The 26,064-nt window shown below is 69.9% G+C and carries 27 protein-coding genes; 13 read left to right on the top strand and 14 right to left on the bottom strand.

Annotated elements, in window-relative coordinates; translation table 11 throughout:
• Positions 1-112: 112 nt before the first annotated feature.
• The 3 genes from GPA10_RS37775 to GPA10_RS37765 are packed head-to-tail and all read right to left on the bottom strand — an operon-like array spanning position 113 to position 2,690.
• On the bottom strand, positions 113-1,171 hold the full coding sequence (locus GPA10_RS37775; protein WP_343041770.1) for an ArsO family NAD(P)H-dependent flavin-containing monooxygenase: 1,059 nt from the start codon (positions 1,169-1,171) through the stop codon (positions 113-115).
• Positions 1,168-2,385: an ACR3 family arsenite efflux transporter gene (gene arsB, locus GPA10_RS37770; protein ID WP_343041769.1), complete on the bottom strand. Its 1,218-nt coding sequence runs from the start codon at positions 2,383-2,385 to the stop codon at positions 1,168-1,170. Before arsB ends, GPA10_RS37775 begins: the two co-directional genes overlap by 4 nt.
• Positions 2,382-2,690 carry an ArsR/SmtB family transcription factor gene (locus GPA10_RS37765; RefSeq protein ID WP_157169363.1) on the bottom strand — a complete coding sequence of 103 codons (309 nt, stop codon included), beginning with the start codon at positions 2,688-2,690 and terminating at the stop codon, positions 2,382-2,384. Before GPA10_RS37765 ends, arsB begins: the two co-directional genes overlap by 4 nt.
• 318 nt (positions 2,691-3,008) lie before the next feature.
• Between GPA10_RS37765 and GPA10_RS43140 the strand changes: the two genes are divergently transcribed.
• The 3 genes from GPA10_RS43140 (at position 3,009) to GPA10_RS37750 (ending at position 5,598) form a co-directional block, all read left to right on the top strand.
• A complete protein-coding gene (locus GPA10_RS43140) occupies positions 3,009-3,626 on the top strand; it encodes an arsenate reductase ArsC (protein ID WP_343041768.1) in 618 nt (205 codons plus the stop codon).
• Between the two features lie 11 nt (positions 3,627-3,637).
• Positions 3,638-4,123, top strand: coding sequence for an arsenate reductase ArsC (locus GPA10_RS37755; protein WP_157169361.1), 486 nt, complete (start codon positions 3,638-3,640; stop codon positions 4,121-4,123).
• A gap of 236 nt (positions 4,124-4,359) precedes the next feature.
• Entirely contained in the window at positions 4,360-5,598 is a 1,239-nt protein-coding gene (locus GPA10_RS37750; protein WP_157169426.1) for a M20 metallopeptidase family protein, read from the top strand.
• Between the two features lie 48 nt (positions 5,599-5,646).
• On the opposite strand, the gene GPA10_RS37745 is transcribed toward GPA10_RS37750, so the two are convergent.
• Positions 5,647-6,360 carry a hypothetical protein gene (locus GPA10_RS37745; protein ID WP_157169360.1) on the bottom strand — a complete coding sequence of 238 codons (714 nt, stop codon included), beginning with the start codon at positions 6,358-6,360 and terminating at the stop codon, positions 5,647-5,649.
• A 203-nt stretch (positions 6,361-6,563) separates the two neighbouring features.
• Here GPA10_RS37745 and GPA10_RS37740 point away from each other — a divergent pair, with 203 nt between their 5' ends.
• The gene (locus tag GPA10_RS37740) at positions 6,564-7,022 is read left to right on the top strand and encodes a hypothetical protein (protein ID WP_157169359.1); all 459 of its coding nucleotides are present in this window, start codon (positions 6,564-6,566) and stop codon (positions 7,020-7,022) included.
• A gap of 323 nt (positions 7,023-7,345) precedes the next feature.
• A complete protein-coding gene (locus tag GPA10_RS37735; protein ID WP_246260462.1) occupies positions 7,346-8,302 on the top strand; it encodes a TolB-like translocation protein in 957 nt (318 codons plus the stop codon).
• Positions 8,303-8,363: 61 nt separating this feature from the next.
• Here the strand turns inward: GPA10_RS37735 and GPA10_RS37730 are convergent, their stop codons facing one another.
• From GPA10_RS37730 to GPA10_RS37715, 4 genes are all read right to left on the bottom strand, one after another.
• The gene (locus GPA10_RS37730) at positions 8,364-9,389 is read right to left on the bottom strand and encodes a phosphotransferase family protein (protein WP_343041767.1); all 1,026 of its coding nucleotides are present in this window, start codon (positions 9,387-9,389) and stop codon (positions 8,364-8,366) included.
• A gap of 93 nt (positions 9,390-9,482) precedes the next feature.
• Positions 9,483-10,241, bottom strand: a complete 759-nt coding sequence (locus GPA10_RS37725) for an ATP nucleotide 3'-pyrophosphokinase (protein WP_157169357.1) — start codon at positions 10,239-10,241, stop codon at positions 9,483-9,485.
• Positions 10,242-10,373: 132 nt separating this feature from the next.
• The gene (locus GPA10_RS37720) at positions 10,374-13,346 is read right to left on the bottom strand and encodes a CARDB domain-containing protein (protein WP_246260460.1); all 2,973 of its coding nucleotides are present in this window, start codon (positions 13,344-13,346) and stop codon (positions 10,374-10,376) included.
• A 344-nt stretch (positions 13,347-13,690) separates the two neighbouring features.
• The gene (locus GPA10_RS37715; RefSeq protein ID WP_343041765.1) at positions 13,691-14,455 is read right to left on the bottom strand and encodes an NAD(P)-binding domain-containing protein; all 765 of its coding nucleotides are present in this window, start codon (positions 14,453-14,455) and stop codon (positions 13,691-13,693) included.
• A 184-nt stretch (positions 14,456-14,639) separates the two neighbouring features.
• Here GPA10_RS37715 and GPA10_RS37710 point away from each other — a divergent pair, with 184 nt between their 5' ends.
• From GPA10_RS37710 to GPA10_RS37700, 3 genes are all read left to right on the top strand, one after another.
• Positions 14,640-15,950, top strand: a complete 1,311-nt coding sequence (locus GPA10_RS37710) for a tetratricopeptide repeat protein (protein ID WP_157169355.1) — start codon at positions 14,640-14,642, stop codon at positions 15,948-15,950.
• Positions 15,951-16,194: 244 nt separating this feature from the next.
• Entirely contained in the window at positions 16,195-17,187 is a 993-nt protein-coding gene (locus GPA10_RS37705) for an AraC-like ligand-binding domain-containing protein (RefSeq protein ID WP_198351826.1), read from the top strand.
• A gap of 198 nt (positions 17,188-17,385) precedes the next feature.
• Positions 17,386-17,754 carry a hypothetical protein gene (locus tag GPA10_RS37700; protein ID WP_157169353.1) on the top strand — a complete coding sequence of 123 codons (369 nt, stop codon included), beginning with the start codon at positions 17,386-17,388 and terminating at the stop codon, positions 17,752-17,754.
• A gap of 596 nt (positions 17,755-18,350) precedes the next feature.
• Here GPA10_RS37700 and GPA10_RS37695 read toward each other — a convergent pair.
• From GPA10_RS37695 to GPA10_RS37685, 3 genes are all read right to left on the bottom strand, one after another.
• Positions 18,351-18,830, bottom strand: a complete 480-nt coding sequence (locus GPA10_RS37695) for an HIT family protein (RefSeq protein WP_157169352.1) — start codon at positions 18,828-18,830, stop codon at positions 18,351-18,353.
• Positions 18,831-18,967: 137 nt separating this feature from the next.
• On the bottom strand, positions 18,968-19,315 hold the full coding sequence (locus tag GPA10_RS37690; protein WP_157169351.1) for a VOC family protein: 348 nt from the start codon (positions 19,313-19,315) through the stop codon (positions 18,968-18,970).
• Positions 19,316-19,516: 201 nt separating this feature from the next.
• The gene (locus GPA10_RS37685; protein ID WP_157169350.1) at positions 19,517-20,389 is read right to left on the bottom strand and encodes a sigma-70 family RNA polymerase sigma factor; all 873 of its coding nucleotides are present in this window, start codon (positions 20,387-20,389) and stop codon (positions 19,517-19,519) included.
• 128 nt (positions 20,390-20,517) lie between these two features.
• Here GPA10_RS37685 and GPA10_RS37680 point away from each other — a divergent pair, with 128 nt between their 5' ends.
• Positions 20,518-20,931 carry a VOC family protein gene (locus GPA10_RS37680; RefSeq protein WP_058850603.1) on the top strand — a complete coding sequence of 138 codons (414 nt, stop codon included), beginning with the start codon at positions 20,518-20,520 and terminating at the stop codon, positions 20,929-20,931.
• 158 nt (positions 20,932-21,089) lie between these two features.
• Here the strand turns inward: GPA10_RS37680 and GPA10_RS37675 are convergent, their stop codons facing one another.
• Complete coding sequence (locus GPA10_RS37675) at positions 21,090-21,464, bottom strand: hypothetical protein (RefSeq protein WP_343041764.1); 375 nt, start codon at positions 21,462-21,464, stop codon at positions 21,090-21,092.
• Positions 21,465-21,624: 160 nt separating this feature from the next.
• Here GPA10_RS37675 and GPA10_RS37670 point away from each other — a divergent pair, with 160 nt between their 5' ends.
• Both GPA10_RS37670 and GPA10_RS37665 read left to right on the top strand, forming a co-directional pair.
• Positions 21,625-22,473 carry an oxidoreductase gene (locus GPA10_RS37670; RefSeq protein WP_157169349.1) on the top strand — a complete coding sequence of 283 codons (849 nt, stop codon included), beginning with the start codon at positions 21,625-21,627 and terminating at the stop codon, positions 22,471-22,473.
• Complete coding sequence (locus GPA10_RS37665; protein WP_157169348.1) at positions 22,473-23,096, top strand: TetR/AcrR family transcriptional regulator; 624 nt, start codon at positions 22,473-22,475, stop codon at positions 23,094-23,096. Before GPA10_RS37670 ends, GPA10_RS37665 begins: the two co-directional genes overlap by 1 nt.
• On the opposite strand, the gene GPA10_RS37660 is transcribed toward GPA10_RS37665, so the two are convergent.
• On the bottom strand, positions 23,074-23,664 hold the full coding sequence (locus GPA10_RS37660) for a GNAT family N-acetyltransferase (protein ID WP_157169347.1): 591 nt from the start codon (positions 23,662-23,664) through the stop codon (positions 23,074-23,076). The genes GPA10_RS37665 and GPA10_RS37660 overlap by 23 nt on opposite strands.
• A 273-nt stretch (positions 23,665-23,937) precedes the next feature.
• Entirely contained in the window at positions 23,938-24,534 is a 597-nt protein-coding gene (locus tag GPA10_RS37655; RefSeq protein WP_157169346.1) for a hypothetical protein, read from the bottom strand.
• Between the two features lie 368 nt (positions 24,535-24,902).
• On the opposite strand from GPA10_RS37655, the gene GPA10_RS37650 reads away from it, so the two are divergent.
• Positions 24,903-25,538, top strand: a complete 636-nt coding sequence (locus GPA10_RS37650; protein WP_343041763.1) for a TetR/AcrR family transcriptional regulator — start codon at positions 24,903-24,905, stop codon at positions 25,536-25,538.
• Entirely contained in the window at positions 25,535-25,999 is a 465-nt protein-coding gene (locus GPA10_RS37645; RefSeq protein ID WP_157169345.1) for a Dabb family protein, read from the top strand. The genes GPA10_RS37650 and GPA10_RS37645 overlap by 4 nt, the downstream gene beginning before the upstream one ends.
• Positions 26,000-26,064 lie beyond the last annotated feature (65 nt).

Below are 26,064 nucleotides of genomic sequence, written 5' to 3'. Positions count from 1 at the left end.
CGTGAGGGCGGTGTTGCAGGGCATCGGGGGTGGTGAGCGCGCCGCCGGCGGCGGAGCTGCGTTGCCTCCGCCCTGCTTGGGGCGCTGATCGGCGCCATCGAGCGGGCCGGGGTCAGTGGAGCTGCGTGATCTCGCGGACGGCATCGCGCGCTGTCCGTCCGACGCCGACGAGGGTGGCGGATGCGGGGCCGGTCCAGTCGCCGTAGCCGAGCAGGTGCAGTCGTGGCTCTCCGAGGGCGCGGGTGCCGTCGGTGGCGATGTGTCCGCGTGGGCCGCGCAGGTCGAGCGGGGTGAGGTGGGCCAGTGCGGGGCGGAAGCCGGTGCACCAGATGATCGCGTCCGCGCGGGCGTCGGTGCCGTCGGCCCACTGGATGCCGGTGGCGGTGAGGCGGGAGAACATCGGCTGTGCGTGGAGGTGTCCGGTGTCGCGGGCGGTGCGGACGGGCGGGACGGCGACGATGTCGCCCAGCGACGCCACCCCGCCGGTGTCACCACGGCCGGCGTCCAGGGCACGGCGGCGGGCGGTCGCGACGTCGAACAGGACGCGCCCGTCGATGTCGTCGGCCAGGAAGCGCGGCGGGCGCCGGGTCGCCCACGTCACCTCCGAACGGCCGTCCAGGGTGAGGTCGGCGGCGATCTGCGCGCCGGAGTTCCCGCCGCCGACCACGACGACGTGCTGCCCGGCGAAGCCACCGGGGTTCTGGTAGCCCACGGTGTGGAGTTGGCGCCCGGCGAAGGTGCCGCGGCCGGGGGTGGCGGGGACGAAGGGGCGCGACCAGGTGCCGGTGGCGCTGATGACCGCTCGGGCCCGCCAGTTGCCGGAGTCGGTTTCGATCAGCAGCCGGTCGCCGTCGCGGTGCACGGCCTCCACCCGGACGCCGTGGTGGACGGGCAGGTCGTAGCGCTTCTCGTAGTCGGTGAGGTAGTCCACGACATGCGCGGCGTCCGGATACGCCTGGCCGGGCTGGGTGGGCATGAGGCGGCCGGGCAGCGAGGAGTGCTCGGCCGGGGAGAACAGGCGCAGGGACTCCCACATGTGCTGCCAGGCTCCGCCCGGCGCCGGTGCGGTGTCCAGGACGGCGAAGTCCAGGCCCTGGCGGCGCAGGTGGTAGCCGGCGGCGAGCCCGGCTTGGCCGCCGCCGACGACCACCACGTCCGTACGCCGACTCACGGAGCCGTGACCAGGTCGGCGGCTGTGAACTTCCTGCGCCAGGCGAGCGCGACGTGGACCAGGCCGATCAGCACCGGTACTTCGATGAGGGGGCCCACGACGCCGGACAGGGCCTGGCCCGAGGTGACGCCGAAGGTGGCGATGGCGACGGCGATGGCCAGTTCGAAGTTGTTGCCCGCCGCGGTGAAGGCGAGCGTCGCGGTGCGGTCGTAGGCGAGGCCCAGGGCCTTGCCGAGCCAGAACGTACCGAAGAACATGATCGCGAAGTAGACCAGCAGCGGTACCGCGATCCGGGCGACGTCCAGCGGCTGAGAAGTGATCGTCTTCCCTTGCAGGGCGAAGAGGACGACGATCGTGAACAGCAGCCCGTACAGCGCCCATGGTCCGATCTTCGGCAGGAAGCGGCCCTCGTACGCCGCACGCCCCATCTTCCGCTCGCCGACGCGGCGGGTGAGGAAGCCCGCGAGGAGCGGGACGCCGAGGAAGATGACGACGTTCAGCGCGATCTTCCCCATGGAGATGTCCAGGTGGTCGCCGTCGCCCAGGTGCAGCCAGCCGGGGAGCAGGTCGAGGTAGAACCAGCCGAGCAGGCCGAAGGCCAGGACCTGGAAGACGCTGTTGAGGGCGACCAGGACGGCGGCTGCTTCGCGGTCGCCGCAGGCCAGGTCGTTCCAGATGATGACCATGGCGATGCAGCGGGCCAGGCCGACGACGATCAGCCCGGTGCGGTACTCGGGCAGGTCCGGCAGGAAGGTCCATGCCAGGGCGAACATGACCGCGGGGCCGAGGATCCAGTTGATGACGAGCGAGGACGCCATGAGTCTGCGGTCGCCGGTCACGGCGTCCAGCTTGTCGTAGCGGACCTTGGCCAGGACCGGGTACATCATGATCAGCAGGCCGAGCGCGATCGGCAGGGAGACCCCGTTGATCTCGACCTTTGCCAGGGCGTCGTCCATGCCGGGGACGAGACGGCCGAGGCCCAGGCCGGTGGCCATGGCGATGAGGATCCATACGGCCAGGTAGCGGTCGAGGGTGGAGAGTTTGGCGACGACTGAGGTTTCCTCGCCGGGGCCGGGGCCGGGGCCGGGGCCGGGGCCGGGGCCGGGGCCGGGGCCGGGGCCGGGTGCGGGCTCGGTTCCGGGCGCCGTACCCCGCCCGTGTCCAGGGGCGGAGCCGGAGGCGGGCCCGGTGGCGGGTGCTGCGTCGCGGGTCACGGGCAGGCCCGCTTGGTGTCGCCATGGGCGCGGGCGGTTGCGGCGAGCGTGGCGAACTGCCCGGCCAGCACCTCGATGACCTCGGGCCTGAGCCGGTAGTAGGTGAAGCGGCCGCACGGCTCGGTCTCCACCACTCCGGCCTCGCGCAGCACCTTCAGATGGTTGGACAGGTTCGTCTGGCGGGCGCCGGTCTCCTCCACCAGGTGCGTGGTGCACAGCGTTTCGCGGGCCAGCAGAGTGACGACCCGCAGTCTGAGGGGGTCGGCGAGGACCCGGATCAGTTCAGTCTCGACTGATGTCAGCATGGGCTGATAGTCTCACATCATCTGAGGCTGATACCAGTCCAGGCTGACCTATGAATGCTTCGCTTCGGAAGGGTCGTCACGTTCATGTCTGCCCCGTCCCCCTCCTTGCCGCCCTCACGGCCCGAAGCGCGCCTGGCCGCCTCCGTCCCTGAATCCGTGCCTCACTCCGTCCCTGAATCCGTTCCTGGATCCGTCCCTGGATGCGTTCCTGACCGTGTCCCTGGGGCCGCTCCTGGATCCGTCCCTGCCTCGACGCCCGTCCCAGCCCCGACTTCGGCCCCGGCTTCGGCTCCTGTTCCGGTCCCTGCTTCCGTTTCCGTGGCCCGCCTCGCCGCCCGCTTCGCCGGACGCTTCTCCGCCCAGACCGTGCAGGCCGTGCTCGCGGACTCCTACCGTCGCCTCGCCGAGACCGCCACCGTGACGGCCTATCTGCCGGTGCTGGCCGAGCGTTTCACCGCGGAGCGGCTTGAGGCCCTGGCCCACGTCCGGGCACCGCGCGGTGCTAGAAAGCTGCCGAGGGTGCTGTTCGTGTGCAGCCGCAATGCCGGTCGCTCGCAGCTGGCCGCCGCGCTGCTGCGGCACCGTGCGGGCGACCGGGTCACGGTGTCCTGCGCGGGCACGCGTCCGGCGGCCAGGATCGAACCCTATGTCGCGCAGGTCCTCATCGAGGCGGGCGCCGCGCCCACCGCGGCGTACCCCAAGCCCCTGGCCGACGAGGTCGTTGCCGCCGCCGATGTGGTCATCACGATGGGCTGCGGCGACGCCTGCCCCGTCCTCTTCGGCAAGACCTACCTGGACTGGCCCGTCCCGGATCCGGCCGACGCCCCCATAGCCGTGGTCCGTCGGATACGCGACGACATCAACACCCGCGTCACCGCGCTGCTCGACAGGCTGCCGAGCACCTCGACGCCCATACCGCCAGCTTCCGCTTCGTGAAGGAAGAACGCATGCCCTCCGCCCCGCTCGACTCCGCCCCGCTCGACTCTGTGCCGCTCGCTTCCGTGCTGTTCGTGTGCGTCCACAACGCCGGGCGCTCACAGATGGCCGCCGGCTTCCTCCAGCACCTCGCGGGCGACCGGGTCGAGGTGCGCTCCGCCGGGTCGATCCCCGGCGACCGGGTCAACCCCGCCGCGGTCGAGGCCATGCGGGAAGCCGGAATCGACATCTCCGCCGCCCGGCCCAAGGTCCTCACCCCCGAGGCCGTGCAGGCCTCGGACTACGTCATCACCATGGGCTGCGGCGACGCCTGCCCGGTCTTTCCCGGCAAGACCTACCTGGACTGGGCCCTGGACGACCCTGCGGGCCAGGGCGTCGAGGCCGTCCGCCCCATCCGTGACGAGATCGGGGTTCGCGTCGCGGCTTTGATCGCCGAGATTACCGAGATTACCGAGATCGCCGAGATCACCGATACCGACGCCGCCCCGCGGGCTTGAACCTACGTCCCGCGCCGCAGAGTCGTCGCAGCCGGAGCGGTGCCGTTCGGGCGGGTCTTCTCCGGATAGCCCCACCACCAGTGGGTGGTTCACCGGATGGGCATCGCCGGCGGTGCCCGGCGATCGTGTGTCGTGGAGAACGACATGGGGCGAGGAGGCAACCGGTGGATCGTCTGACAGAGCACGGGCTCGCACGCCGTACGCTGCTGGCCGGCACGGCAGCGACTGGCGCGGGGATGGTGTGGGCAGGTACGGGGAGGGCCGTGGCGGGTGGCTGGAGGGGGCCGGTGCGGCAGGCGGCGGTGGATGCCGAAGCGGCCCGCCTGGACCGCTTGCTGATACGGCTGCGGCGGGACATCCATCAGCATCCCGAGGGCCCGGGGGAGGAGCGGCGCACTGCTGCCCTGGTGGCCCGGGAGCTGCGCTCGGCAGGGCTGGCGGTCACCACCGGAGTGGGCGGCCATGGCGTTGTCGGAGTGCTGGAGGGCGCGCGTCCGGGGCGGACCGTCGCCTACCGGGCGGACATGGACGCGGTGCCGCCCACCGACATCGTCGGAGGCGGTCCGGCGCCGGCCCATCACTGCGGTCACGACATCCACACCACGGTGGGTGTCGGTGTCGCGCGTGTCCTGGCCCGGCTGCGGCGGCAGTTGAGCGGGAGGGCGGTCTTCGTTTTCCAGCCTGCCGAGGAGACGCTGTCCGGTGCCCGCGCGATGATCGACGCGGGTGTGCTGGAGCGAGAGCGCGTCGAGGAGATTCACGCGCTGCACTGCGGGCCCTTTCCCGTCGGCCGACTCGCCGTGACGGGTGGGTACGGGATGCCGGGCCAGGACAAGGCGGAGGTGACCCTCTCCGGTCCGGGCGCCCCCGAGGCCGCTCGGCGCTTGGCCGCGGAGATCGGCGCGCTCGCGACCGTGGCCCTGCCCCAGGCGCCGGCGGACCTGGAGCGTCTCATCGCCGAGTCGCAGATCCCCGGCGGGTCGCTGGCGCGGTTCGTCGCGCTTCGGGCAACAGCGCAGGACGCCACGGTGCGGGTGTCTTTTCGTTGCTGGCCGCAGGAGCGGTACGTGGAGGTGCGCGCGGACATTCGCCGACTGACCATGCCGTATGCGGGGGCCGGAGTGCGCTTCCCCGCGGAGCCGTTCCCGGCCCTGATCTGCGCGGAGCGCGACGCCCGCCCGCTCGCCCACCACCTGCGCCGCACCGTCGGCAGGGACAAGGTCATCGGGCTCCACGCCGCCTTCCCGCCCTTCAGCGGCGAGGACTTCGCCCTCTTCCTGAACCGGATCCCCGGCACGTACACCTTCCTCGGTGTCCGAGGCCCTGGCGCCCCGATCACTCGAAGCTACCCGCACTACCCCGACTTCTCCCCCGACGAGCGCGCCATCGGCGTCGGCGTACGGGCGATGGCGGGTTGGATCGCCGAGCGGACCAGTGGCCGTCCCGGTCGAGCCCCCGAAACCACCGGTATATGACTGACGCTCATGAACGACACCGCCAGCGGTCCAACGGTCCGCCACGGATCACAGTCGCCACCACCACCCTTCGAGGTCCTGATCGTCGGCGAAGTCCAACGGGACCGCGTAGGGCGACCGTTGTGCGATGGCCAGGGCGTCGGTGCGGGCGACCACGGCGCGCAGGTCCCGTACAGCGGGCATCCCGGCGAGTTCGGTGACGTCGAAGGGGCAGCCTGTGGGGCCGCCGAGGAGGGTGCCGGCGCCCCATGCGTACCAGGACCCGATGAGGTCGTGGTCGTGCTCCTTCTCTGCGGCGACGGCGACTTCGCGGACCGCCTCGATCAGTGGAGCGCGGTGCGGCGGCGCGGCATCGGGGCCGCTCAGCCGGCCGAGGGCGGCCATGCGCTGCCACAGCGCGGTTCCGGCGTCGCAGTAGAGGAACGGCGGGTCGACGTAGCCGTCCTCCAGCCAGGCGTCGTATCCGGCGAAGGCGGGATCGTCCTCGTCGTACGCGCGCAGGCCCGTGAACTCGGTCAGTGCGTCGAAGTACGTGTTCCGGGCGGCGTAGTCGGGATGCTCGTCGATGGGGAACCGGTACGTGTATCCGCGCCTCATCAGGGCGTCGAGGACGCGGAAGTGCGTGAACGAGCAGTCGTAGCCGCTCTGGAAGTCGTACAGCGCGGCGAACCAGCCCCGGACGCGTGGATCGTCCGGGGCGGCGTGGCTGTCGAGGACGCGTACCGAGTCCGCGACCAGGTCCTCGATCTCATGCATCGACATCGCGTTCTGCGTCCCTTGCTTCTGTCGGAACTCGCTTGCGAGGCGGGGGGTTTCGGCTGTGAGGCGGGGGGCCTCGGCGCGCCGCCCGGCGACGGAGCCGACGTTATCGGATGCGCGGTCGGGGAGAGGCGGACGGACGTGGTCAGGACAGGGGTGGTTGCAGGAGGTGGACAGGCAGGCGAGCAGGCGACGGTGGTGTGGCGGTGGTTTCGCTGGAGACCGGCATGGTCTCCTGGGTGCTGTGTCCGGCGTGTCACGGGCCGAAGGGCGTCGGGTGGACCCGTGCGGGCGTCGCGTCGGCCGAGACCGGCTCGGACGAGCAGCGCACCGCTCTCGGCCTGCACCAACTCCGCTCCTTCCACGCCAAGTCCGTCGCCCGCGAGGCGGCCCGACCAATGCTGGAGCGAGCCGTGGCCGCCCACGCAGCGGATGCCGACCGTCCGGAACCCGCACGCGCGGCCCGGTCCGCGCCGGCCCACCTGGGCAACCCGCAGAAGCCGCTGGTCTGCGACGACGCGCCGCCCGGCGGATCCGACCACCACGTCGTCGACTTCACCGAGACCGTCGCGCGTGGCGACGTTCCGGAACACACCCTCCTGCTGAGCGACACCGTCTGGTCCGTTCGCACCCGTCACCTCTCGCCGCGGACTCCGGGAGGGTGACGCGATGTCGCCCACGCGTCAGGTGGTGCGTTGACGCGATAGCGACACCACGGTTGCATGCTTGACGATCCTCTGGTGGAGATCCAGAGGACGAGCCGTGTTCAACTGGGGGGACAATGAGGGGAATCACGGATCGGATCACCACCAGACGCGTGCGGGCCGCGGCCCTGGGCGCGGCGGTCGTGGTCTGCGCGGTCGCGGCGGTGGCGCCGACTGCTGCCACGGCCGTGCCTAACGCGCCGACCGCCACGCCGGGACCGAAAGTCGCACCGGGACCGAAAGTCGCACCGGGACCGAAAGTCGCACCGGAACCGAAAGTCGCGATGGACGGCCTCAGCGTAGGTGTCGAGAGGATCAGCGTCGCGACCGACGAAGGCTATGGCGCCGCCTCGATCACACCCGACGGCCGCAGCGTCGTCTTCAAGTCCCTGAAGGACGTTCCGCAGCAGAGCGGCAACGAGGTGTACGTCCGCGACCGGCGTGCAGGACAGACCAGGACGGAGCCCCTGGTCGAGGGCTGGACCCCGGCGATCAGCGGCGACGGGAAGCAGGTCGCCGCCTCCGCTCCGGCGCAGGGGATGACCGCTCAGCGGATCCGACAGCACTCACTGGACCTCGGCATGCTCCCCGACCGGTGCGGCCACTGCAACGAGCCGTCGCTGAGCGCGGACGGCCGGTACCTCGCGTTCGGCTACCTGCGCCTCCCGGAGCGGTACCGGAACGTCGCGGTCGCGGACCGCAACGGCGGCTTCGACACCGTCGCCAGCCTCAGCAGCAGCGCCGCGGCCCGGCCGTCCATCAGCGGTGACGGCCGCTACGTCGCCTACCAAGGCGCCACGTACCAGCGGGAGGACGGCGTCCACCTGTGGGACCGGACCACCGGCACCACCACAGGACCGCTCGAAGGCCCGTCCAAGGGCGGGACGCTCGTCCAGCTCAGCGACAACGGCAGCAAGGTCGTCTACCTCTCGGACGGGGGCACCTACGTCCACGACGTCAGCTCGGGCGACGCCCACCTCGTGCCGAACGCGGAGGGCGTGGCCATCGACCCCACCGGCCGCTACCTGCTGTACGTCCCAAAAGGCACGAGCGGCCCGTCGCTCGTGCTCCGCGACCTGCAGACAGGCGCCGACGAGACCGTCTCCGACCAGCCCGCCACGGCCGACGCCGACTCGGTCAGCGCAGGCGGGCGCGACGTGGTCTTCCAGTCGGCGGCCGACAACATCGTCCCCGGCGACACCAACGGCAAGCCAGACGTCTTCGTCCGCCGCTTCTTCTGACCACTCCGCTCGCCGGCCGCCCCCCATCCGGTGACTCAGGGGGGCGCCGGGGGCCCTCGGCTCAGACCAGCGTGCCCATCAGGCGGGTGACATAGGCGTCCAGCCGTTCCTCCACGACCCGCGTCGTGAGCTCCGGCCTTCCTGCCTTCCGCCACGCCCGCGCCACCACGCTCACTTCCTCCGAGAACGCGAGCGCGTCCCGCACCAGCCAGTACAGGCGCTCCTCCGCGACCGCGGCCGGCTCCCCGCCTGCCTTCTCGTACGCCGCAACGAACCGCAGGCCCCACTCCGGGCCGTGCAGCATCGCTAGGACGGTGGCGCAGTGCGCCACATCGAGGTCCGCCGGACCCCAGGAGGTCGCTGCCCAGTCGACGACGCCGGTGATGCGGGTACCTTCAGCATCCACGGGAGTACCTTCTGGATCCACAGAACTACCTTCTGGATCCACGCGAGCACCTTCCGGATCCGCGGGCGGAACGTCGAACAGGACGTTGCCAGGCTGGAAGTCCCGATGCAGGAACCGCCCCACGTACGGCGGCGCGGGCTTGCGGATCACGTCGATCGCCGCGGCCCAAGCCGCGGCGTCGGCGCCCGGCGGAGTCACGACCGTGTCGGCGGTCGTCCACGCCACGTACGCCCGGGGCCGCTCGGCGGGCCGCGCGGGCCGCAGCGCGTTGATCGCGACGAGTTGTCCGGCCAGCAGCGGGACGCGGTCCCGCACCCCCTCGTCGTGCAGGACCGTCCGACCCGCCACATGCGTCATCAGGAGCGACGGGTACTCGCAGTGCGCTGCGGTGGTGTCGACCGCGACCAGCCCGGGAGCCGACACGCTGGTCCCCGTGAGCAGGGTCAGGGCGCCGGCTTCCCGGCCGAGCCAGTCCTCGGCGTGCGGCACGTCGACGAAGGTCCGCAGCACCAGGTCACGGGTGGCTCCGTCCGGTGCGGCGATGGTCAGTCTGCGCATTTCGGCGGTGATGCCCCCGTGCAGCGCCCGTGTGGTGACGATCCTCTCGCCGGCGTCCAGATACCGGCTCACCCATGCCAGGGCCTGGGGGCGGACAGTCGCTGCCTGATCGTGGTTCGTCACCGTGCCACCTCACCACCCGGGCGGCGACGCACGCAAAAGCTTTTGCGGAAGGGCGGCTACGGAGACACCGGTGGCACGGTCCGCTCGGAGTCGTCAGCCGGTCGCCGGGACCGTGAGCGGAGCGGGCGGGCTCAGCCGGCCGGCCCCGGGCGGCACCGGCACGGCGGCGAATTCCGCGTCCTGCTGGGCCTGGAGCTCCTTCTTGCGGGCCGGTCCGGTGGAGGGCAGACGCTGCTCCTCGTACAGGAGATGGGTCACCTCCTGGGCGTGCTTGCTGGCGGGAGTGTGGAACTGCACCTCGAAGAGCTGCCCGGAGCGTGCCGCGCGCCACCCGGTGTTGAGGCCCTTGTAGCCGCGGGCCCGGCCCCAGGTGTTGGACCACTTGGTGCTGTTGTTGCCCCAGGCGGACAGGAGGGAAGAGGCCGTGGCGACGCCGTCCGTGTAGGTGCCGTCCGGCCACTGGAGGGTGTAGCGGACGGCGTCGGTCAGGCCCTTGAGGACCGTGTCGAGGTTCTTCTCGGGGTGCTCCTTGAGGGAGGTGGCGACCTTCCTCTTGAGGGAGTCGGGAGACTTGAGGCGCTTGTCGAAGCCGACCAGCTCCGCGTGGGAGGCGATCGCGGCGGTCCGCACGTCCACACTGATCGACTGCTCGGCCTCCTTCGCACGGTCGATGTAGGCGTCGACCTTGGCGTTGTCGGCGCCGCTCAGCGCGAGCCCGCCCGCGCCCGTCCAGCCGTCGTCGCCGGGTGCGGCGGCCGCCATGGGGCCCGCACCGATGGCCAGCGCGGTGGCGAGCGCCGCTGTGAGAAGGCTGCGGCCGATGGGGGCAGTGGTGTTCGTGCGGGTCGTCATGGCTCCGCCTTCACGTTCGAGGGTGATCTTGCGGAGAGCACAACGGGCCCGGCAACCGCTCGGTTACGGCTGTCCGGGCCCGTCGGTAACGGAGGCGCTCAGCGCCGTCGCCGTACGCTCGTACGCCGGTCGCTACAACCCTTGCCTGGTCCCCGGCACGCCGGCAGTGGCAGACGCGTCACCGCGGTGGAGCACGAACTGTGAGCCGGGTTCGACCAGGATGTCCCCGTCCCGCGAGTCGCTGATGCGCACATCGGTGAGCGTCGCACTGCCGCGCGCGCCGCCCATGGCGAGGATGCCGGAGCCGTTGTTGGACTTGGAGATCGTCACGTTGCTGATCTTCGCGTCGGGGATCGCACCGCCACCCGTCTTGAACTGGATGCCGTCGTACGTGGAGTCGTGGATGTCGGTGTCGCGGATCGTGACACCGGGGATGTCGGGGCCCTGGGCGAACAGTGTGATCGCGCCGAACTCCTGGTCCTCGTTCCAGAACGCCCCACCGGTGCGGTGGAGTCCGTTGTTCGCGATCAGGGTCTGCCCGGAGAAGGGAAGGGGGTCGTGGTCGGTGGCGAGCATGATGCCGGGATAGTTCATGGTGTCGTGGACGAGGTTGTTCTCTATCTTGTTGCCGTAACCGCCGTACACGGCGATGCCGTTGGCCCGCCACGGCAGTTGCACCGTGTTGTTGCGGAACGCGTTGTCGTGGGCGACGTCGACGGACTGGTCCTTGACGTACTTGTTGGCCCATACGGCGAGCGCGTCGTCACCGGTGTTGCGGAACGAGGAGTTGAAGACGGTCGAGTTGCGGGTGCCGTTGGTGAAGTTGACGCCGTCCGCGTAGGTGTTGCGGACGCGCATGCCGCTGAACTCCAGGCCGTCCCCGGGCCCCCACAGCTCGGGGATGTTGCTGTAGTCGCGGCCGACCCACGCACCGACGTTGGCGTGCTCCAGCCACACGTTGGCGATCTTGGTGTTCTTGCCGAAGCGGCCGTTGAGGCCGACGCCGCCCTCCGCGTCGCCGTCGCCGCCGCGGATGGTGCCCGAGCCGAAGACGGCGATGTCGGAGATCTTGGTGTTGTCGTCGATGTCGAAGCCGAAGTTGCCCTCGTGCGGATGGTTGATGCCGCCCGCGTCCTGCGGCGGAATCAGCGAGTACAGCTGTGCGTGCCACATGCCCGCGCCGCGGATCGTCACGTCCCGGATGCCCACCTGGTTGTACTGACCCCGGTTCAGCGGGTCGTCGGTGAGGATCTTCTTCTCCTGACGCCACTGCCCGGCCGGGATCCACACGCAGTCGATGTCGCCGTTCTGGTCGGCGGTCACGGCCTTCTGGATCGCGTTCGCGTCGTCGATCCCGTCGTTGGGGATCGCCCCGTACTCGGTGATCGAGGTGCACGCGGCGGGCTTGCTCGCCGCGGGTGCGACCTGTTCGAGATCGACCAGGTCGAGTACGTAGTACGCGGCGTCGTCACCGGCGTCGCGCTGCAGACGGAACGTGGTGCCCTTGGGGTAGGTCCGCGTGAGCAGGGCATGCGACTCGTCGAAGAGCCGGCGTGCGTCGCTGCCGGGGGTGTTGGTCAGTCCCTCCGGCTGGTCGGTGCTGCCGTACAACCAGCTGTGCTTGGACGACAGCGTCAGCTTCTGGACGAACTTGCCGTCGGCGTAGAGGCTGAGGGTCTTCTGCTGGCCGCCGCCTCCCGGCGCGTCGGGGATGGAGTTGCGTACGACGATGGAGTTGGCGGCACCGGACGAGGTGAACTCGACGTACTGTCCGGTCGAGTTGAGGCGCACGGACTTGCGCCCGGAGGACTCGGTGGCGAAGTTGGTGTGCCCGAAGGTGCGCTCGGCGTCCGCCACGAGGAGTGTGCCCTCGTACTTGCCGTCCTCCGCCTCGTACTCGACGTACGGTGCGGCGGCACCGCGCCCGATGACGAGGGAGCGCGCGAAGACGTTGTTGTCCTCGTTCGTCTCGGCCACGACGTCGGTGGCGTCGGCGGTCGCGGTCAGCGTGGCGCCGCCGCTGGTGGCGGTCCAGCTGCCGGAGAGGTCGACGCTCGCGCTCGCGCCCGCGGCGACGGCGGGCGCCGTGCCGTTCAGCGTCCTGTCGCCCACGGTCAGGCGGGTCACCGACCCGGCGGTCACGGCGCTGGTGCCGCGGTTGTGCAGCTTCACGGCGAAGGTGACGTCGGCGCCGACCGCCGGGTTCGACGGATGCGACGTGATGCCGGTGACCTGGAGGTCCGGCCCCGGACTCTGGCCGACCGTCAGTTTGCCGTCGGCGGTGCGGCTGTTGTTGTCGTTGTTCTGCTCGGCGACGGTGTCGTCGGGGTCCACCACCGCGGACACGGTGTAACTGCCCTGCGCCCGTCTTCCGATGTCGACGGGGACCGTGGCCGACTCACCGGCCCCGAGCGCGCCCACCCTGGCGCTGCCCGCGACCGAACCGCCCAGGCTCACCTCCGCGGTCGTGGCGGCGGCGGCCGCCGAACCCGTGTTGCGCACCGTGGCGTCGACCTTGATGGCGTCGCTCTCGCTGGGCTGCGCGGGCCGCCAGGTCAGGTCGGTGACGGTCAGGTCGGGGTTGGGGGCCGGTTCGCCGTTGACCTCGAACTCGGCGACCTGACCGGCGTACCCGGAGCTGTTCGACGAGATCTTCAACCGAACGTCGGCGTAGCGGCCGGAGACCGGGATTGTCACGGTGTTGCGGTTGCCGCTGGGGGAGAAGGCGTAGTCGGCGCGCGCCTTCACGGTGCTGAAGCCGTCGGCGGACTGGGCGCGTCCGAGCACCTCGATGCTCTGGGTGCGGGGTGACCATGCCGGGTCCGGATTGAGCTTGAGCACGACCGACGTGAGGTTCGCGTCGGCGCCGAGCTGCACGGTCAGCGTCGAGGGATGCGCGTTCGCCTCCCAGTAGGTGTGCACGCTGCCGTCGTTGGCGTTCGGCGCGAAGTAGCTCTGAGTGGACGAGGACGCCTCGATGGGCTTCTTCAACGCCAGGTTCGCGGCGGCTGCTCCGGTTTCGGCCTCGGTTTCCGTCGGTGCCGCGTGGGCGGCGACGGGCAGGAGCCCGAAGGCGGTCAGCACGGCGACGAGCCAGAGACCCATGGTCCGCCGGCTCCGTTGCTTCCCTCTCACAGTGTGCCTCTCGGTGTTCGGGGCTGTTCGACACGACATGCGGGTGCATGACGGGAGCATGATGGGTGCATGACATATCGAAGGCGCATATTCAGTGGCGTGCCCTTCGCCGGTGCGGGGCTGGGCTTCGCCAGTACTCAAGCGCCATTGGTGCGACAACGCAAGATGCTGAGCAGAAGGCGCAATTCTTTGACAGTCAACCGAATGGTCGACTGTCACACTCGTAAGATTCTGCTGACAGAGATGAATGAAGCGCCTGTACGTGCCTTTTTTGGCATATACAGGCGCTTGAGGTGGGACGGCGGTCTCCCCGGCTACCTCAGGTCGGCGAGGAGTCCGTCGAGGGCTTTGCGGAGGGCATCGGAGTTGTCCGGTCCGAACCACGTGGTGCGGATGCGTTCGTTGTTCCCCTTGGGGGTCTCGTGGTCGGCGGCGAGCCGTTGCAGGGAGCGGGACTCGTCGCTCAGGGAGCGGCCGACCCCCTGGAAGAGGCTGCGGACGTAGCTGTCAGCGTCGGCGGCGACGATGCCGTGGTCCGCCGCCCACGAGGCAAGCGTGACGAGGTAGGCATAGTGCGTGGTCAGCGTCCCCGTCAGAGCGGAGAAGACGTTGAAGGTCTCCTCGTCCTCGACCGGGAGCGCCCCGCCCAGGTACGCGAAGAAGGCGTTCACCTCCGGGTGCGAGGGGCACGTCACCGTGACGGAGCGGCGCTCTCGTACGGTGGGCAGGGGGATGGCCCGTACCACCGGGGCGTCGGTGGCGAGCGTCCGCCGCAGCTCGTCGATGGCGACACCGGCCATCACGTTGACGACCAGTTTGTCGTCGCCGACTCGCAGGCCGGCAAGGGCCTCCCGCAGGTTCCCACGGCGTACGGCGATGATCACCAGCTCGGAGCGGTCGACCACCTCCTGATTGTCGGCGCAGACCCGTACGCCCTCGTGGCGTGCGGACAACTCCGCTGCCGTGGCGGCTCCCCGGGGTGACAGGAACACCTCCGGCGGGGTGTCGGTCCCGTCGCACAACCCCGTCACGAGGGCCCGGCCGATCTCGCCCACTCCGATGATGCCGATGCGCTTCACTGCGTCTTCCTCCGTGGTGCGTAGGGGCTGCTGCGAACCATGCTGATCCACTTCGACGAACAGGCTCAAGGGCCGGTGTATCGCCGGCGTATCGGAAAACACATACACCCCCGCAACAGTCCCCGGTCTTCAGTGGAGCCGCGGAACACCGCCACGACGTAGGTGATCACGAAAAGGAGAAGGCGTGGCTAATGACGGGATATGGGACCGGCGTTCGCTGTTACGGAGTGCTGTCGTCCTGACCGGTGCCGCCGCCACCGCGCCGCTGCTGGGCCGGGCGGCCACGGCGCTGACCGGCAGCGCCGACGCGGACGCGCTGTTCAAGGCCGGGGAGTTCGAGAAGGCGGGCCGCGCCTACGAGGAGATCCTGAGGAAGGACCCCAAGAACCTGCACGCGGCCCGCCGCCGCGGCTACCTCGGGCTCCTGGCCAACAAGTTCGCCGACGCCGAGAAGTACCTCAAGTCGGCCATCCAGCTGGCGCCCGAGGACAAGGACGCCAACTACTACCTGGGCGAGTGCTACATGCGCCAGGACAAGTTCGCCCAGTCCGCCCCGTACTGGCGAGCGGCCGGCGAGGAAGGCTACGCCAAGTGGTTCGCGGCGGTCCGCGGCGAGGCATACCAGGTCCACGGCGACATCGCGCGGCTGGAGTGCACACAGATGGACCCGGCGCCGCTGGTCGGGGTCTCACTGAACGGCGGACCGCAGAAGAGCTTCTCGTTCTACACCGGCGCCACGAGTCTGAACCTGACCGCGACGACGGCCAAGGAGGCCGGGCTGAGCCCCGTCGCCAGCCAGAAGGTGGACTTCGAGGGCGGCCACATCTGGGCCTACTACGGAATACTGGACTCCCTCAAGCTCGGCGGCATCGAGCTGCGCAACGTGCCCGTGGGCTGGTCGACGACGGAATCGGGCGAGGACGTCGGATCCGGTGACAGCGCGGGCATGATCGGTACGTGGGTCTTCGCCCACTTGCTGACCACCTTCGACTACGCGGGCCGACAGCTGATCCTGCGTCGCCGCACCCCGGAAACGGCCCGGAAGGCACGCGCCGCCGCCACGCGGGCGGGCGTCGAGCCCCTGCCGCTGTGGCTGGCCGACCAGTATGTGCACAGCCGGGGCAGCGTCGCCGGTGCGAGCGGTTCCCGCAACGGGGTGGTGGGGGTGAACTTCGGCGGAAGCGGCGGCGAGAGCGCCGCGGTCGTCTTCGGCGAGACAGCCGAGAAGCTGGGGATCCGCAGCGACTACGACCGCCCGATCGGCACCTTCGCCCACAGCCACCCGGCCGTCACCTACCCCTGCTACCCGAAGGAGATCCGCCTCGGCGACGCCGTAGCCAAGGAGATCTACTGCGAGACGCATCCGCAGGCCTCGATGGCCCCCTACGGATTCGACGTGCAAGCCGCCTTCTTCCACAGCTTCCACAAGCCGTTCAACACCACGCTCGACTTCACCGACATGAAGCTGTACGTCGCCCGCGGCAAGGCCACCTGACGACGGCGAGCTCACTGGCCCCGCGGGAGCCGCCTGGCGCTGCTCGGAGCCGGCGTCCCCCATGAGTGGCGGGGTGAGGGGTCCTCGGGGAACCCCTCACCCCACCCGGCTGTCCGCCCGTCCCCCAGGGGCAGGCGGCGCCCGGTTCACCCGGCATGCACCGCTCCGTTGCCTCCTCTCCCTACGCTTTCCTGCCCGCACACCGCTGACCACGGTGCGCACGGCCGACAGCCAGGGGGAAAGGATGTTGCACACAGTCTTCGACGGGGACTCCGTACCGGCCGCGGACCGGTTCGACGCTTGGCGCGAAGCCAGCGCACAAGCCCTGCTACCGACCCTGATGGACCAGGTCGGCTGCGACGGGGCGCACGACGAATTCCGGGCCGGTCTGCGCGCCGCAGGGCTCGGGCCCGTCCAGTTGGCGGACCTCACCTACGGGCCGCTGCGCGCCAGGCGGACCCCACGCCTGATTCGCGCCTCGGATCCCGAGCACTACCTGCTCTCCCTCATCCGCGACGGCTCCCAGGGCTATGCCGCCGTCACCGGCGACGCCACGCTGCACCCCGGGGACCTGCTCCTCCACGACACGACACAACCCTTCACCGCCCACGTGCCCGACGCCGCCCGGTACGCCTCCACCATCATCCAGATCCCGAGGGCCTTGGTGCCGCTGCCGGCCGACCGCGTACGGGACCTCGTCGGCATCCCGGTGCCGGGACACGATCCGCTCGGCGCGCTTCTCCGCCAGTTCCTGATCGGTCTCACCACCGCCCACGATCTCACCCCGGCGGACTCGGTCCGGCTCGGCACGGTACTGCTCGACCTGTTCACCGCGCTGGTGGCCCGCCTCCTCGACGACACTCCCGCCCCTGCACAGGCCACCCACCGGGAAGCCCTCCTCCTGCGCATCCGCCAGTACGTCGAACACCACCTGGAGGACCAGGAGATGACCCCGGCGTCCGTGGCCGCCGCGCACCACATCTCCGTCCGGCACCTGCACAGCGTCTTCGAGGGGCAGACAACCGGCGTGGCCGGCACGATCCGGATCCGGCGCCTGGAGCGGTGCCGCCGCGAACTGGCCGACCCGGCACTCGTGGAAGAAGAAGTGCGGGCCATCGCCGCACGCTGGGGCTTCGCGCGGGCGACCGACTTCAGCCGGGCCTTCCGCAGGGAGTACGGGATGTCACCGAGGGAATTTCGCAAGCTGTGCGCAGGACGCCGTCACCCGGCGCCGTGAACGCTGCGCATGGCAGGCCGAACTGCCGCTCTGCGTCGGGTGCGCAGCACTGTGCGCTCTGTGCGCACCACGTGCGGCGGGCCCCGGCGCAGACTGTTGACCGCCGCGGCAAGCCATCGACCACCGACCGTCCCCGCGAGGCAGTACGAAAGCCCGCGGGTCATCTAGGCCCTGCGGGGCCAGGGGGTTCGTCACGTCATGCAGACCACATCGAAGTACGTGTCCGCTTTCGCGGCCGTCGCACTGGGAACCGGGGCGCTCCTCGGCACCACCGTCTCCACGGCGTCAGCGGCCGGAGACGGCGCGAACAGGGAGACCGGGACGTCGGCTGCCACCGCCAGGGGCTCCGTCCACGGCGGGAACTCGATCTGGGAGAAGGTCTCCCCGTTCCACAACAAGCTGGGCACCACCTGGCACCCCAGCCAGGGGTTCGAAGCGTCCTGCAAGCGCTGGGCGGACGACGACAAATGGTGGTACTGGGTGAAGCTCGACGGCAGCGGTCTCAGGGGCCACATCCCCGGCGACCAGACCAACCTGCGCCACTCACATCTGCCCAAGTGCGGCTGACCAGCGGCTCCATGAGCGACTGTGTTCCCGGGGGCACACCTGGCGCCCCAGCACGAAGGGACGGTGCCAAGGGCGCAACCCTTGGCACCGGCTCCCACGCTCGCCCGACAAGCGATATGGCGCCCGTAACAGCCCTGCACGGGCTCGTTCTGATGAAGTGGGCGCATGCTTGGACTACTGGCCTTGGGCGTTTCCGGGATCGCGGCCATCGGCGTACTCGTCGCCCTCTTCTCCCTCCTGGCCGTGGCCCTGCCGGGCCGTCCGCAGATGTCGCGATCGAGCACATCTCCGGCTACGAGGTCCGGTACCTTCCGCTCCGGTTCGAGTGCTTTCTGGACAACGGCGCCAGCTACGCGAGCAGCGAATTCCCCACCTGGCTCACCGCGTTCCCCGCGGTCCTCGCGCTGGCAGCCGCCCTGCTCGCTCTCGGCGCCCGCCACCTCACCCGGCGCCGCACGCCGTAGCGGATCCGCAGGACGGCGACCGGCCGCGCCCGCCGGTCGGCCCGCGCTGACGCAGTGGCCACCAGGCGACCAGCCGGCGTCGACGGGGCGCGCACCACCGGTGGACCGCCACCGCCACCGTTACGGCCACGCTCAGCTCTCCGAACGCAACCGGTCCAGCTCACCGCCGATCACGTCCCGCAGCACATCGTGCCGTGGTCCGAGTCGGAACCGTTCGTCACTCCACCGCTCGCGCGGGTACAGCCACACGGGCTTGCCCACCAACTCGGGCGGCTCCCAGTCGTAGCGCGGCCACACATGGGCGTGCAAGAACGGGTCCGTGTTGCCGAGGATCTCCAGATTGACCCGGCGGAAAGCAGGGTCCAGCTGCCGACAGGCCCGCTCGACCGCTTCACCGAGTCGGTCCATGTCGGAGAGGAACGCCAGCCGCTCGGCTCTCGGCAGCTCGGACAGTCGCTGAACACTCGGCTCATCCACGAGGAGAACCGCGTAGCCCGGCAGGAACTGCACATCGCCGATCGCCGCGAACCCCGAATCGAGCCGCCGAAGAACGGTCGGGTTCTCGCCGCGCAGCGCCGCTTCGATGCGGTTCGTCCGCCAGTCAGCAGTCATGGCCCCGCCAGTCACCAGTCATGGCCCGCCAGTTACCAGTCATGGCCCGAACCTCTCCGCAGGCGACTTCCTCGCTCCCCGCTGGCCTGCTTCAGCGCCCGTACGAGCAGCCGAGAGGCACAACGACCGTACCGCCCTCACCGATGGCCCAACACATTGACCACCCGCCCACTCGGATCGCGCACGAAGAACCGCCTCACACCCCACTCCTCGTCCTGCAAGGGATGAACGATCTCCGCACCGCTCTCCCGCACGAGCGCATACGCGGCGTCCACGTCGTCCACCTCCACGCTCATGTCGGGGACGACAGGCGCGGTCTTGTCACTCGTCATGACACTGATCTGCGCTGTGGGGCTGGAGGGGGAGGCGAGCGTCATGATCCAGCCGTGGTTCATGACCTCCTCGAAGCCCAGTAGGCCGTAGAACTCCCGGCTCTCCTGCGCGGCCTCCGATCGGATGTTGGGCACGACACGGCGGACGGTCATCGACGACTCCAAGTGAGAAAGGACGTGACTCCATGTTTCTCCCATGAGTACTACGTCGCGGTGCGCTACGGCGAACTCCACGGACTTGACGGCTATGTCGTGAACGACATCTTCATCACCCTGCGGCGATGACGTGGGCAGTCCCTTCGGCACCCGCGACGATGACGTGGGCAACACCGACCAGGGACTGCTCCGTGCCGGTCAACGACTCTCCCTGTGGCCGGCGGGCAGGAAGACGATGTCGAGATCCTGGAGCAGGTCCGGGTCGGTGTCGACGGTGATGCGGGTGATCTTCCCTGCGCTGGTGGTGAAGGCGAGGAGGGCCCTCGGCCGGCCGCGGTGCGACCAGACGGCTGCCGGGACCCCGTCGACCAGGGCGAGCCGGGCGGCCTGAGCCCGCCCGGAGAAGAACGCCGCGACCTCGTGGGCGCCGCGGATCTCCAGTGCCACGGCGTCCGGATCGAGCAGCCGCAGCAGAGCGGTGAAGTCTCCGTCGCGGGCCGCGGCGAGGAATGCCTCGACGATTTCCCGCTTCGGCGAGCGCGCGGCATCCGAGGCGTCGGCCGTTCCTTGTACGTGGCGCCGGGCCCGGCTGGCGAGTTGCCGAGCCGCTGCCGGAGAGCGGTCGATGACCGTGGCGATCTCCGCGAACGAGACGGCGAAGACGTCGTGCAGGACGAAGGCGAGGCGCTCGGCGGGCTTCAGAGTGTCCAGGACGACCGTCAGGGCCACACCGACCGAGTCGGCCAGGAGCGTCTGGTCCTCGGGCCCGGCCTGGCCGCCCGCAGCGGTGCCGGGGTGCGGAGCGGCGGGCTCGGGCGGCAGTGGTCCGGCCGGGTCCTCACGGCGGGCCCGGCGCGCTTCGAGGATGTTCAGGCAGACCCGGGCGACGACGGTCGTCAACCACCCGGCCGCGTTCTGCACCTGTTCGGTGTCGGCGCGGGTGACCCGCAGCCAGGCTTCCTGCACCGCGTCCTCGGCCTCACTGGCGGAGCCGAGCATCCGGTGGGCCACCGCGTGCAAGTGGTTGTGGTGCTGCGTGAACTGCTCGCGCAGCCAGTCCTGCTCGGCCATCTGTCACATTCCTTTGTTCGCTCCTGTCATACCGATTGACCGGCGTACCCGCGCGGATGTGACATCCGCGGCGGCCCGGAGCTCCGCTCCGTGGGGGCGCACTCACCCGAAGCACTAGGAGACCAGGCATGAAAGCGCACGTCAGCTCGATCCTCCTCGCCGTCCGGGACATGGACCGGGCCAAGCGGTTCTACATGGAAGGACTCGGCTGGGAGATCGAGAACGACTACGGCATCTCGGTGTTCTTCGCGTCGGACGGCGCCTCGCCGATCGGCTTCTACGGCCGTGCGGGCCTGGCCGAGCAGGTGGGCACGGACCCGGACGGCAGCGGCTTCGGCGGGATGGTGCTGACCTACGTCGTCCGCAGCGAGGCGCGGGTCGACGAGGTCATGGCGGAGGCGCAGAAGGCCGGCGCCGGAATCCTCAACCCCGCCGGAGTTCTGCCGTGGGGCGGCTACGGCGGCACCTTCACCGACCCTGACGGCTACATCTGGAGTGTCTCCTACAGCGCCCGGGGAGGGAACCAGCCCTACGCGGAGTAGGCGCGACCGCTCGGGTCGGGTTGTGGCCCGGGACGGCGGGCTGTGTGGAGCAGCCGTCCCGGGCACGGCACGGTCCACTCCCGCACGGGCGGCCTGCTGGTCGACTACTGCCACCGGGCCGGAATCGGCGTCGTCATCCGAGGCGTCCCCGGTTTGTGTCATTCGCCGGTGCCGGTGCCGGTGCCGGTGCCGGTGTCGGGCTTGGGTTTGGGTTTGGGAGCAGCTTCGTCGTCCTCGTCCAGTTGGCGGAGATGGTCGTTCCAGCGCTGGCGTCGTTGAGTGAGGGTCTGCTCCCACCAAGGGGTGCCGCGCTCTCCCAGTCCTGTTTTGGCGAGGTGTACGCGGGCGCGGGCTCGTTTGCGTGCCTGGTCGTCGCTGCCCGCGGCGGCGACTGCTCTGCGGGCGGCCATGAGGTGGTGGGTCAGGCGTTGCTTGACGCTGTCGGGCACGCGGGGGTCGGTGGCCCGCCAGCGTCGGCCTTTGATGACGAGGAAATGGCCGTCTTCGGTGTATTGGATGTCTTTTTCCGCCACGAAGCCATCATGGCCTGCCGCGAGCGGGAGACCGCCAGGGTCGGTGTGCGCAGTCGTGAGGTGTCGCCAGAATCAACAGCATGACGACAAAAATCGACGTGGTGTAGATTTGCGAGTGAGGGGGCGACCGGGCCCCTTCGCCGCCGTCACTGGAGGAGCGATGCGGGAACAGAAGTGGCTCATCACCGGGGTCAGCTCGGGGCTGGGGCGTGCCTTCGCCCAGGCGGCGCTGGACGCCGGACACACCGTCGTCGGCACGGTCCGGTCGGAGGAGGACCTGCGGGCCTTCGAGGAGCTGCACGCCGGGCGCGCGCACGGCCGCATCCTGGACGTGACGGACAGCGAGGCCGTCACGGACGTGATCGGGGAGGTGGAGCAGAACGTCGGGGCTCTGGACGTCGTCATCGCCAACGCGGGCTACGGCCTGGAGGGCGTCTTCGAGGAGACCCCGCTGGCCGATGTACGCAGGCAGTTCGAGGTCAACGTCCTGGGGGCGATGGCCACTCTGCAGGCCGCCCTGCCTCACATGCGGCGTCGCCGCCGCGGACATCTGATGGCCGTCACCTCCATGGGCGGACTCATGGCGGTGCCCGGCATGTCCGCATACTGCGGCAGCAAGTTCGCCCTGGAAGGAATCCTCGAGGCCCTGGGCAAGGAGGTCGCGCAGTTCGGAATTCATGTCACGGCGATCGAACCGGGGTCCTTCCGCACCGACTGGGCCGGACGGTCCATGACGCGGGCGGAACACTCCATCGACGACTACGACGAACTGTTCACGCCCATCCGCGAAGCCAGGCGGAGGGCGAGCGGTAACCAGCTGGGCAACCCGGCCAAGGCCGGGGAGGCGGTCGTGCACATCACGTCCGTGGACCAGCCGCCGGCCCACCTCCTCCTGGGATCGGACGCGCTGCGCCTGGTCACTGCCGCGCGTACGGCCGTGGACGAGGACATCCGCGCATGGGAGGCCCTCTCCCGTACGACCGACTTCGCCGAGGGTGCCCAGCTCTGATGGCCGGTCAGCACACCACGCGCAGCCGGCGCACCGCCGAGCGCAAGGGCGACGTCCGGGAACGGGCCATCCTGGACACCTGTGAAGCCCTGCTGACGCGGAAGGGCTACGAGGCCATGACCGTCGGCGACATCGCCGAGGGCGCCGGCATCACGCGCGGCGCCCTGTACTTCTACTTCGGCTCCAAGCAGGAAGTGGTCACGGCACTGGTGGCCCGGACCGTGGAGCACCTGTGGGAGCGGTCGCGGACCACCGCACAGGCCGACGACCCGCGCGAGGCCGTCGAGGCGGCCATGCGGCGCACGGTCGAGCTGTGGAACGAGCACGGCCTGGTCATGCGTACGGCGATCGACCTGTCCCTGACCGTTCCGGAGATCGGCGCGCTGTGGAGGCGTACCGCCGACTTGTTCGTCGCAGCCATCACCGCTGTCCTGGAGCGCGCCGGAGTCCAGACGGGCACCGGACCACAACAGGCCTCGGCCATGGCGCGCGCCCTGTGCTGGATGATCGAGCGGACCTTCTACCACGCCTCGCAGGAGTCCCGCGAGAGTCTGCAGAGTCTGCAGGAGGCGTCCTCGACCTGCGAACACATCTGGCTCGTCAGCGCGGGCCTGACGGGCTGACAGGTGGCTGACAGGCAGGGGCCCGTCCGGGCGTCGAGGGCCGATCGCCCCGATAGAGGTAGTGGACCCGTCCGTCGACGGGATTGTCGGGCGTCATCTCGCCCTCGGCGACCCGCCGCAGCCCGGCCTTCTCCAGGGCCCGCCACGACGCGCGGTTCGCCACCGTAACGGGTACCAGGAGACAGGAGGCATCAGGGTGGTCGCTCCAGGTCGCATGGACGACCGAATGGATCATCTGCGGGCCGAGCCCTCGACCGACGTGCACTGGTTCACCGATCAGGTAGTCGATGGTCATCGCCCCGTGAGGCACCTCGACCAGCGCGGCGAGCTCAGCCAGGTACGCCGGATAGTCGGACAGGCGGCAGCGCTGGACCAGGCCGATCGGGCTGCCGTCGAGGTGGACGAGAAGGTCCTCCGACGGTTCCTCGCCCCTGGCGGCGGGTCCGAAGTCCCGTGCCACCGCCTCGGTCGAAGTCTCATGATTCCACCAACGCGATACGTGCGGTTGCTTCAGCCAGGACTGCAACAACGGGAAGTCGTGCTCGGCGAGCCGACGCCACGTGATCATCGAAAGGCCTCCGGCGGGACGACACGAGCCCAAGAGCACGAGCACAAGAGGAGGAAAGCCTCGCGGACACGGGCTTGGACGGCAAGGCTCCGAGGTGCGGTGCCGCCTCTACGGGCGACGCGACGCGACCGCCACCAGGTCGTCATCGACGGACGCTGTGCGACCGGGACCGGTGTCTCGGCCGGTATCGAAGCGTGACATTCAGACGAAGCGTGGCATTCCGATGAGGCGCCTCGTGCCTATGAAGCGCGTCGTTCAGAGGTAGCGCGTCGTTCAGAGGTAGCGCTGCGCGGTGTCGATCCAGGTGGTCTCGTGCCGGTTGTCGGTGATCCCCTTGAAATTGCGGGCGGCCACAGCCGCACTCGGCCGTCTCCTGGTCCGCGGCGGAGTACTAAGCAGCACGGAGGTGGCCGCCGACAACGTCTTGATCGCCAGATAGGGCGCGGTACTGGAGGAGCCCCAACCGAGGGGCCTGCCCCGCCTGATGCTCCGGCGGACGACTTTGAACGCCTGACGGACACCGCCGAGCATGGCGATGTCGTCCTCGGTGAGGAAGCGCTCGGCGGCCAGCTTGGCCATGAGCGCCTCGATCTGGCCTTCGGCGGCGGTTGCCCGTTCGAGGCAGCCCCAGCCGACATGCTCGGTCGTGGCGACCGGCGTATGGCCGTCCGTCAGGGCGTCCCACGTCTTCCAGACGGCCACGAACTCCCCGTAGAGACGTTGGAAGTCCGCGGCGGCTGCCAGATCCATCTCGCGGCTGCGCCTGATCTGTTCCCAGCGGTCGGTGACCCGCGTGCTCACGAGCCAGCCACCACTCAGCGTGGCGGCGACCGTGAGCAATGGTGCACCTATCGACTCGACGAGCGGCATGGGCCTCCTGACGACGGTCGCGATCCGTACGCACTGGATTGTGTCGGTCGGCGTGTGGGAATGCGACGCGTTCACGATTCCCCTTCGAGGGCGAGGGCGAGGGCGAGAGCGAGGGCGAGGGCGAGGGCGAGGGCGAGGGTGAGGGCGTGGGCGACGGCGGACCGGGCCGGGCAGGCGTCGGCGCCCGCACCACCGAGGGGATCGCCCTATCGGCGTGGCTGCTTCCCGAGCACGGCGACGCCACCGCCCAAGGGGCCCGATCTGCGCGTCGAGTTCCGCTGACGTCTCCGGTCGTTCGGGGTTGACAGGTTCGGGGACACGCAGAACACTAACGGCGTTAGATATTCTAACGGCGTTAGGAATTCGTGGTGGGGAAGCGTGAAGAGGTACGTCGGCGGACGTTCGCCGAGATCCTGGAGGCGGCGGCCCGGATGGCCGAGGCAGAGGGCTGGCAGGCGGTCACCGTCCGCCGGATCGCTGCCGACATCGGTTACAGCGCACCGGTGATCTACCAGCACTTTCCCAACAAGGAAGCCGTCCTGCGCACGCTGCTGGAGCAGGCCAACGGCGAGCTGGCGCAGCGCATGCGGGCCGCGGTGGCCGGTGCACCGGCGTCGCGGGGCCCGCACTTGGCGGCGGTCGCGTACCTGGAGTTCGCCCGGTCACGGCCCGGCCTGTACCAGCTCGTGTCCGGCGCACCCGGCACCGCCGTCGATGCCACCACCCGCCGCGCCGCCGCCGGCGACGTGATCGCCTTCACGCGGCAGCTCATCGGCGCGTGGGCAGCCGGGACCGCGGCAGAGTCCGTCGACATCGAGGACGCCTGCGACCTGCTGTGGGGCACGCTGCACGGTCTCGCGTGCATCGGGTCGATCGAGGACGTCGGCCACTCCCGCGCCCTCCGCCTGGCCGACCAGGCGGTGACAGCACTGCTCGGCCACTGGTCGTCCTCGACCGCGCACCCCGAACGCCGCCCGCACACCACCACCGAGGGAGACAAATGATCTACCACCACAACCGCTTCACCTTCAAGGCGACCGTCACCGCCCAACAGCGCGAGGAAGCCCTCGCCAGCCTGCGCAACCAGGGCGAGTCGATCGACGCGGTCACGCGGTACGTCGTCGGCAGAGACGTCGGCGGCGACTTCGACTACGGAGCCGTCTTCGTCATCGAGGACCTCGACGGCTATTGGGAATACCTGATGGCGCCCTCGCACGCCCACACAGACCGGATCGGTCTGCCGCTGGTGGAGTCCTTCGTCTCCTACGACACCACCGACAGCGACGACCCCGACATCGCCCAGAAGATCGCCGACCTGCACGCCCGCCGCTACGCCGGAGACCCTGCCCTCACCAAGCTGGTGGCCGACCTCCCTTCCTACACAGGCAGCAGCGCACCCACCCCTAGGTCGTGTCTTCAATTGATCTTGTGTGCTGGATCATGGTCGGGTGATACGTCGCCATGAACTGTCCGATGCCGAGTGGGAGTTCGTCCGGCCGCTGCTGCCTGTGTCCTTGCGGGGGCGGAAGC

Origin of the sequence: Streptomyces typhae (assembly GCF_009755605.1) — a bacterium.
Lineage (GTDB): Bacteria > Actinomycetota > Actinomycetes > Streptomycetales > Streptomycetaceae > Streptomyces > Streptomyces typhae.
The sequence above is the reverse complement of the archived record's forward strand: the minus strand, read 5'-3'. Positions and strand labels throughout refer to the sequence as shown.

Coding starts and splice junctions, on each gene's coding strand:
- GPA10_RS37755 (WP_157169361.1), top strand. CDS start 3,638: ATGCCCTCCGCCCCGCTCGACTCCGCCCCGCTCGACTCTGTGCCGCTC.
- GPA10_RS37725 (WP_157169357.1), bottom strand. CDS start 10,241: ATGACGACCCGCACGAACACCACTGCCCCCATCGGCCGCAGCCTTCTC.
- GPA10_RS37720 (WP_246260460.1), bottom strand. CDS start 13,346: ATGGGTCTCTGGCTCGTCGCCGTGCTGACCGCCTTCGGGCTCCTGCCC.
- GPA10_RS37735 (WP_246260462.1), top strand. CDS start 7,346: ATGGACGGCCTCAGCGTAGGTGTCGAGAGGATCAGCGTCGCGACCGAC.
- GPA10_RS37685 (WP_157169350.1), bottom strand. CDS start 20,389: ATGGCCGAGCAGGACTGGCTGCGCGAGCAGTTCACGCAGCACCACAAC.
- GPA10_RS37660 (WP_157169347.1), bottom strand. CDS start 23,664: ATGATCACGTGGCGTCGGCTCGCCGAGCACGACTTCCCGTTGTTGCAG.
- GPA10_RS37765 (WP_157169363.1), bottom strand. CDS start 2,690: ATGCTGACATCAGTCGAGACTGAACTGATCCGGGTCCTCGCCGACCCC.
- GPA10_RS37645 (WP_157169345.1), top strand. CDS start 25,535: ATGATCTACCACCACAACCGCTTCACCTTCAAGGCGACCGTCACCGCC.
- GPA10_RS37700 (WP_157169353.1), top strand. CDS start 17,386: ATGCAGACCACATCGAAGTACGTGTCCGCTTTCGCGGCCGTCGCACTG.
- GPA10_RS37665 (WP_157169348.1), top strand. CDS start 22,473: ATGGCCGGTCAGCACACCACGCGCAGCCGGCGCACCGCCGAGCGCAAG.
- GPA10_RS37750 (WP_157169426.1), top strand. CDS start 4,360: ATGGTGTGGGCAGGTACGGGGAGGGCCGTGGCGGGTGGCTGGAGGGGG.
- GPA10_RS37745 (WP_157169360.1), bottom strand. CDS start 6,360: ATGTCGATGCATGAGATCGAGGACCTGGTCGCGGACTCGGTACGCGTC.
- GPA10_RS37680 (WP_058850603.1), top strand. CDS start 20,518: ATGAAAGCGCACGTCAGCTCGATCCTCCTCGCCGTCCGGGACATGGAC.
- GPA10_RS37690 (WP_157169351.1), bottom strand. CDS start 19,315: ATGACCGTCCGCCGTGTCGTGCCCAACATCCGATCGGAGGCCGCGCAG.
- GPA10_RS37670 (WP_157169349.1), top strand. CDS start 21,625: ATGCGGGAACAGAAGTGGCTCATCACCGGGGTCAGCTCGGGGCTGGGG.
- GPA10_RS37705 (WP_198351826.1), top strand. CDS start 16,195: ATGTTGCACACAGTCTTCGACGGGGACTCCGTACCGGCCGCGGACCGG.
- GPA10_RS37655 (WP_157169346.1), bottom strand. CDS start 24,534: ATGCCGCTCGTCGAGTCGATAGGTGCACCATTGCTCACGGTCGCCGCC.
- GPA10_RS37695 (WP_157169352.1), bottom strand. CDS start 18,830: ATGACTGCTGACTGGCGGACGAACCGCATCGAAGCGGCGCTGCGCGGC.